The organism is Mycobacterium sp. (genome assembly GCF_052145595.1).
Lineage (GTDB): Bacteria > Actinomycetota > Actinomycetes > Mycobacteriales > Mycobacteriaceae > Mycobacterium.
The window spans coordinates 45,701-52,821 of record NZ_JBKQOI010000078.1 but is presented as its reverse complement, the minus strand read 5'-3'; the positions used below and the strand labels follow the sequence as shown (position 1 = coordinate 52,821).

The 7,121-nt window shown below is 64.9% G+C and carries 6 protein-coding genes, 1 pseudogene and 1 riboswitch; all 7 genes and pseudogenes read right to left on the bottom strand.

Annotated features, from left to right (window positions below; all coding sequences use genetic code 11):
• A pseudogene (locus ACLP4W_RS05930) lies at window positions 1-729 on the bottom strand (5-methyltetrahydropteroyltriglutamate--homocysteine S-methyltransferase); the annotation flags it as partial.
• A 138-nt stretch (window positions 730-867) separates the two neighbouring features.
• Window positions 868-1,099: riboswitch (cobalamin riboswitch) on the bottom strand.
• Between the two features lie 31 nt (window positions 1,100-1,130).
• Window positions 1,131-1,772 (bottom strand): NAD(P)H-binding protein, encoded by a 642-nt coding sequence (locus ACLP4W_RS05925; RefSeq protein WP_442385039.1) that lies wholly within the window; start codon window positions 1,770-1,772, stop codon window positions 1,131-1,133.
• Between the two features lie 19 nt (window positions 1,773-1,791).
• Complete coding sequence (locus ACLP4W_RS05920; RefSeq protein WP_442385037.1) at window positions 1,792-2,634, bottom strand: SDR family oxidoreductase; 843 nt, start codon at window positions 2,632-2,634, stop codon at window positions 1,792-1,794.
• Between the two features lie 79 nt (window positions 2,635-2,713).
• On the bottom strand, window positions 2,714-4,027 hold the full coding sequence (locus ACLP4W_RS05915; RefSeq protein ID WP_442385035.1) for a TetR/AcrR family transcriptional regulator: 1,314 nt from the start codon (window positions 4,025-4,027) through the stop codon (window positions 2,714-2,716).
• A gap of 154 nt (window positions 4,028-4,181) precedes the next feature.
• The gene (locus ACLP4W_RS05910; protein WP_442385033.1) at window positions 4,182-4,829 is read right to left on the bottom strand and encodes a nitroreductase family protein; all 648 of its coding nucleotides are present in this window, start codon (window positions 4,827-4,829) and stop codon (window positions 4,182-4,184) included.
• Between the two features lie 10 nt (window positions 4,830-4,839).
• Window positions 4,840-5,967 (bottom strand): acyl-CoA dehydrogenase family protein, encoded by a 1,128-nt coding sequence (locus ACLP4W_RS05905; protein WP_442385031.1) that lies wholly within the window; start codon window positions 5,965-5,967, stop codon window positions 4,840-4,842.
• The gene (locus ACLP4W_RS05900; protein ID WP_442385045.1) at window positions 5,964-7,118 is read right to left on the bottom strand and encodes an acyl-CoA dehydrogenase family protein; all 1,155 of its coding nucleotides are present in this window, start codon (window positions 7,116-7,118) and stop codon (window positions 5,964-5,966) included. The genes ACLP4W_RS05905 and ACLP4W_RS05900 overlap by 4 nt, the downstream gene beginning before the upstream one ends.
• Window positions 7,119-7,121: the final 3 nt, after the last annotated feature.

The window sequence follows — 7,121 nt, the reverse complement described above, 5'->3', positions numbered from 1 at the left end:
GTAGGTGGCGACGTAGATGGCGGGCCGGCTGCTCACCGCGCCCAACTTGTTGTACACCGCCTCGGCCAGCGCGGGCGCGTCGGCGGAGATGTCGGTCACCAGCGCGGGCTCGTCGAACTGCACCCACTGAGCGCCGTTATCGGCCAGCAGCGACAGCAGCTCGGAGTAGATCGGCACCAGCTCCTGCAGCCGCTCGATCGGTGCGCCCCGGCCGTTCACGCCCTTGCTCAGCAGCAGGAAGGTTACCGGCCCGATGACGACCGGGCGGGCCGGAATCCCTTGCCCGAGTGCTTCTTTCAGCTCGGAGAGCACCTTGTCCGGGCGCAGCGTGAACTTCGTCGCGGGCTCGATCTCGGGAACGATGTAATGGTAGTTGGTGTCGAACCACTTGGTCATTTCCAGCGGCGCGACGTCTTTGTTGCCGCGCGCGGCGGCGAAGTATCGGTCCAGCTCGTCGGGAACCTGCGCGGCCCGGGCCGGCAGCGCGCCCAGCATGACCGCGGTGTCGAGCATCTGGTCGTAGTAGGAGAAGGTGTTGACCGGCACCGAGTCCAGGCCGGCGGCGGCCAGGCCCGCCCACATCTCGCGCCGCAATGTCGCGGCGATGGATTCCAGCTCCGATCGGCTGGTACGTCCGGCCCAGTAGCCCTCGGTTGCGCGCTTGAGTTCGCGTTTCGGGCCGATGCGGGGGGAGCCGGTGACGGTAGCGGTGAATGGTTGAGGGGTCACGATTCGTCCTTCAATCGGCGTGGTGGTCACCGCCGGTGGACGTGCAGCCGATCCGGATCGCGGTACGCACTTTAAGTACATAACCGCAACGGCTACAGCCAAACGCCCATTCCACGAGGCGATGAGCCGCCGGACGCGGCGCGCCCGGCACAGCCGGCAGGTCTTCGGACTCGCAGGCATGCGCCGGGTGGCGCTCCTACCGGCCTCCTAAAAGTCACAGCTTCCCAGTCTTGTGACCAGTGCTTTCTTATTTCGAAGACGGCTTTCGTTCCTGCATACCGCTGCGGGACAGTCCCGGATTCTCACCGGGTTCCCTCTTACGAAGCATGGCTAACGTGCTGCGCTCGATGCCGGCACCGCGTCGTGCGGTGACAGCAGACCAGCTGCGCCGTGCAGTTTACTCAGCCCGCCAGCGCCTCCGCGATGGGGATGTCTCCATTGTTGAATTCGATGGTTCGCCGAATGGTCGAATCATCGACCAGCGCGGCGGCCACCACGAGCGCGACATCGGCCCGCGAGACCTCACCTTTACCCTCACCGACGCTGATCCGGCCGCTCGGCGCATCCAGGGTGAGCCGGCCGGGCCCCAGCACCGTCCAATCCAGATCGCCGGCCCGCAGGTGGGCATCCGCGGCGGCCTTGGCCTCCGCGTAGGGGAAAAACGGATCGCCTTGCGGCACACCGTGGTCCGGGCCCGCACCGAAGTACGACACCATCACGAAGCGCTTGACGCCCGCTTGCGCGGCAGCATCGATCACCCGGATCGCGGCGTCGCGGTCGACCGCGTAGGTCCGCGCCGGATTGCCGCCACCGGCTCCGGCGGAGAAGACGACAGCATCCTGCCCGGCCACCAGATCGGCCAGCGCATTCGTGTCCAGTCGTTCGATGTCGGCCACGACGGGTGTGGCGCCGGTGGCGGCGACGTCGCCGGAATGATCGGGATTGCGGAAGACCGAATCCACCTCGTCGCCGCGCTCGGTCAGGATGCGGGCCAGCTGCAGTGCGACCTTTCCGTGGCCGCCGATGACGATGACGCGTGCCATGCCCCCGACGGTACCGCCGCTAAAATTTCACGCGGCCCATGATCAGGTCGATGATCGGCTTGCCGGGAGCGTATGCGCCGGTCATTGACGCCATGGTGTGGCCGGAGTCCACCAGGAGGGTGATCCCGCTGATGCCGCAGGCGGCGTCGCTATTGAGGAACGCCATGACGTCGCCCATCTGCTCCGGGGTGTGGACCTTGGAGCCGGTCTCGTCGCGGTAGTCCTGGGCGAAGCTGAGCCACAGATCCGCGTTGGCCTGGGCCAGCGGGGTATCGGTCGGGCCTGGGCAGATCGCGTTGATGCGGATCCCCTTCTTCAGCAGCGGGTAGCCCTGGGTGGCCACGTAGGTGTTGATCACCTTCTTGCTGGTGCCGTAGTGGATGATGCCTTCCGCCTCGTGTGCCTTGGACCAGGCGTCGGCGGCCGCGAAGTCCGGCGTGGCCAGGAACTCCAGCATCAGGTCCAGGTCGTTCTCCCAGCCCATGCCGGCGACCGAGGAGATGAAGCAAATGGCCGAGCCGTTGGGAAGCTGGTTCTTCTCCAGCAGCCGGTCGATGAGGTGGCGGTGGCCGATGAAGTTGATCTTCATCAGGTCGGTCGTTCCGTCGGCCACTCCGGCGGCCGAGAACAGGGCGTGGACGGGCCCGCTGATCTGTTCGAGCGCCGCGTCGATCGAGGCGGGGTCGCGCAGGTCTACCTGCACCGCCTGGGCGACGTCAAAGTTGACCGGCGCGTAATCCATCACGATGACTTCGGCGCCGAGCTCGGCCGCTGATTTGGCCGCCGCGGCGCCCATGCCCGTCGCGCCGCCGACGACCAGCGCACGCTTGCCGTCGTACCGCAACCGATCCATAACAGTCATTAGGGCTCCCTTTCCCGGGCCATTTCCAGGCCGTTACTAACTGCCCTACTGTATGTAGAACAGTTATTTGGTTCAATACCTAGGTGCCGCGAACGGCGACACCCCGCAAAACGGTGTCACGAACATGCAGTAGCGCCGCGCGTCTGCCGATCTCGCCGAGAATGTTCTCCGGTATCCACTGCAGGCCTATGAGGCATCGCGCCAGCATCGCTGTGGACGGAGCGTCGATACTGATCTCGCCTGACCGGATTCCTTCGGAGAGCAGCGATTTCATTTGCCGTAGGCGCGTTGTGTAGGACCAGCCCGGGTTGGCTGTTGGTGGTGATTGCCGCATCCAGGCGAGTTGAATCCTGAATTCGTCGGAAAACTGGTCCAACGCATTCACGTTGACCCAGCTCAGTGCGTCTAACTTCTCGGTGGGCGTGGCGTCAGAGCGAAGCACGCTGACCCATCCCGCCTCAACTTTCTTTCCGAACGAGCGCATGATCGAGTCGAGGAGTTCGTCCTTTGATCCGATCACCCGATAGACGGTTCCGGTACCCAGGCCGGCCGCCGAAGCGATGTCCCTGATGGTGGTGGCCTCGTACCCTTTGCGGCCGAATTCCGTTCGTGCCACGGCACGGACGAGTGCCGCTTTGTTGCTGGGGTCGGCGGCGCTGTCGTCGGACCACGTCTGGATGACGTCGTTGGCGGCGGCAAAGGCGTTGGACCGGTCGAGCGCAGAGTCCGCGGGCGGCCGGGCTGCCAACCCCTGCAGAATGATTCGGCACAACAGCTCGGCTACCTGATCGGCCGACGAAGCGTGGCGCATGACGTCGAGTCCGACCTGCAGCATGGTCTGGCAGATACGGTCGGCCAAGGTGGGAAGGTCGATGTCGGGTTTGATGTAGCCGCTCCACCTGCCGGCGCGCAGCGTTTGCAGCATCGCCTCCTGAATCGCCGTGGGCCGTTGCTGCGTCAGCTTCATCAGCTCCGGGTCTGTGCTCGGCCCTTCATAGAACGACATCTGCAGCGCGGCCCGATGTTGCACGGCGCAGTTGGCGATCGCCTTTCCCAGCTCGGTGATCTTTTCGGAAATTGGTCGCGAATCGGGTTCGTCCAACCGCGCTTGCGCCGTCCGCCCGACGCGATCAAGATCGTCCTGATAGCGGCTGATCAGCTCGACGAGGATCGCCTCTTTGGACTCGAAATGGTGATACAAGCTTCCGGGCAGAATCCCTGCCGCGTCGGCGATCTCCTGCAACGACGTCCGCAAACCAGAAGACGCGATCAACGACGCGGCAGTTTGCAGGATCTCGGTGCGGCGCGTCCCGGAGTCGTCTGCGCCCCCGAAACGATCCGTGCGGTCAGCCGCCGGTGGCCGGCCCTTTGGCAACGACTCGATTCTGGCCATGACTAGATTCTGGCCATGACTAACTGTGCACAACTAGGGACGATTGCGGATTGGGCAATCTACGCATTCGTCCTCCCGCCGAACCAAATCTTTGTTAGAGGCTATCAGACCGGGCGAAACAAATGCGCTGCGTAGAGCCCTGACGGAGGCCATTCTAGAGCGCTGGCCCGTCCCAGCCGTCGCACGCGACCACCTCGTCGATGGTCCGGCGACGCGCCGGCCGAAACTTCTGCCCGGCGCGGAGCCGGCCCACCGGCAGCAGACAGCCCTGGACGTAAGTCTGCGGAATCCCGAGCAGCTGGCGAACCTCCTCTTCGCGATGCAGGTGCAGAGTTGTGATGCATGTGCCGTATCCGCGGGTGTGCAAGGCCAGCTGAAAGTTCCACACCGGCGGGAAGATCGAGCCGTACAGCGTGGCCTGGTGAAACGACTCGTCGCCGTCGATGCGCGGCAGGTAAGGCTGATAGCACGGGATTACCAGCAGCGGCACCTTCGCCATGTTATCGACCAACCACTCCGTCGACGACATGAGCCGGCCCTCCGGCGTGCCGGCCGGCAACAGGTCGGCAAGCATTTGCCCGCCGACCCGCAACAGATAGGCCTCGCGATACAGCTCGGCGATCTTGGCGCGCAGAACAGGATCGGCTACCACCAGCCACCGCCAAGCCTGGGCATTCGACCCGTTGGCGGCCTGCAAACCGATCCGCAGGCACTCTCGAACGTCTCCCATATCGACCGGCGCATCCAGGTCGAGCGACTTGCGAGCCGAACGTGTAGCGGTAAGGAGGTACTCGATATCCATCATTGTGCTCCTACGCCAAGCTCCGCGCGGACGTTCTTTTCGTAAGGCGCGCACCGACTTCAGTGAGGTACCGGTCGGGTCCACCGAGAAGTCCGCTCCAGCTCAGCAGTCGTTTGAGGTAGAGATGAGCATCGTGCTCCCAGGTGTAGCCGATGCCGCCAAAGACCTGGATGGCGGTGTCGCCCACGGTGGCCAGTCGCCCGGCGAATGCCTTCGCGCGCAGCGCAGCAAGATGGCGTTCGTCGGAAGGAAGTTCGGCGGCTGGGGCGTCTGAGGCCCACAGCGCGTGGATCACACCGCTGCGGGCCAGCTCGACGGTCTCGTACATATCGACGCACAGATGTTGGATCGCCTGAAACGAGCCGATGGCCTGACCGAATTGCTTTCTGACTTTCGCGTATTCGACGGCAAGGTGCATGACCGCCCGCGCGGCGCCGAGCGCGTCGGCGGCAGTAGCGACGAGTACGTCATCGATCACAGCCGCAACGGCAGCTGAGGGAGCCGTGGCCAGCCGGTACGCGGACGCACCGTCGAGGTCTACGCGAAACTGTTTGCGGGTCTGATCGATACCTCGCTCGAGCGTCGCAGAAACCCCGGCAGAGTCGGTGTTCAGCGCGAAAAGCCCAATGCCTGCGGGATCCTCGGCGAGCACGAGCAATATGTCGGCCGCCGCGGCATCGGGCACGCCGACGAGCTCGCCCCGCAGGACGATGTCGTCGCCTTGCCCGGCTACTTCGACGGAGGAATTCTCGAAATCCAAGAATCCGACGGTAGCGATCGTCGTCCCGTCGGCGATCCCGGCCAAAATTGTGGCAGCACTATCGTTGCCGCCGAGCCGGGTCAGTGCCCGCGTGGCGGCGACCGCGGTCGACAACCACGGCCCCGGGTGCAGGGCTGCGCCGAGTTCTTCGGCGACTACGCCGGCCTCGACCATCGTCATCCCGGCGCCGCCGTATTCCTCCGGCACCAGCAGCCCGGTTATGCCGAGATCGGCCAGACCGCGCCAGACCGCTTCGTCGACGCCGGTCGGATCGTCGAGCAGCTCGCGCACATGCCCCGAAATCGGTGCTTTCTCAGCAAGAAAGCGGCGCGTGGTGTCGCGCAGCGCGACCTGCTCGTCGGTGAGTTCGAGGTTCATCTGCGGGGCAATCCCAGTACGCGCTGCGCGGTGATGTTCTTGTTGATCTGGGTTGTTCCACCCGCGATAGTCAGCGAACGTGACGTCAGGCGGTAGTTTGCCCACGGGGCATCCGCACCGCGGGTACCGAGAACGTCGAAAGCCAGGGCAGCCATGTCCTGTCCTATCTCACCCCACACGGTCTTGGCGAGGCTGGCCGACGCGAACGCGGCACTGTCAGAGCCGCCGTGCAGCATCGCCGAGATCGACCGCTGGCAGAGCACCTCGAGATACTTGATGCGGACGGCGATTTCGCCGAGGCGCCGCAGTGTCACCGGGTCTTCGAGGGCGTCGCTCTGCGTGGCGATGTCGTCCACCAGTTCTTCCAGCCGTGCCTGCATTTCGGCGTAAAGCCGCGCGGCCCCGGCGCGCTCGTGGCTGAGCGTGGTCGTGGCCACCTGCCAACCAGCGTTGAGCGGTCCGAGCAACGCACTTGCCGGCACCCGCACGTCGCGAAAGAAAACCTCGGCGAAGTCGGCGTCGCCGTTGAGCGTGACGAGTGGGCGGACCTCGATCCCGGGCAGCCTCATGTCGACGATGAGGCAGGAGATCCCTTGGTGCTTCGGGGCGTCGGGATCGGTTCGCACGTACAGCTGGCACCAGTCCGCGCGATGCCCGAGCGAGGTCCAGATCTTCTGGCCGTTGACGACGAAGTCATCCCCATCAAGCACCGCCCGGGTGCGCAGCGCGGCGAGATCGGATCCCGCTTCGGGCTCCGACATTCCCTGGCACCAGATATCGTCGGCGCGCATCATGCGGGGGAGCAGCGTTCTTTTCTGGTCTTCGGTGCCGTACTGCATGATGGCGGGAGCTATGTTGTTCATCCCAATTACGTTGAGCGGCATCGGAGCCCGCGCGCGTGTAGTTTCCTCTGTGTAGACCAGTTGCTCGAGAACGGTCGCTCCGCGGCCGCCGTATTCGCGGGGCCAGGAGACGGCGGCCCACCCAGCGTCGGCCATCGTCCGGCTCCAAGCGCGCAGCATCTCGATCGCCGCGTCGTCGCGCCCAGCGGGCCGACGGGCGGCCACCAGCTCATCGGTGAGGTTCGCGGACAGCCAGTCGCGCAGCTCGGTGCGGAACTGTTCCACTTCCGCTGGGTAGGAGAAGTCCACTTT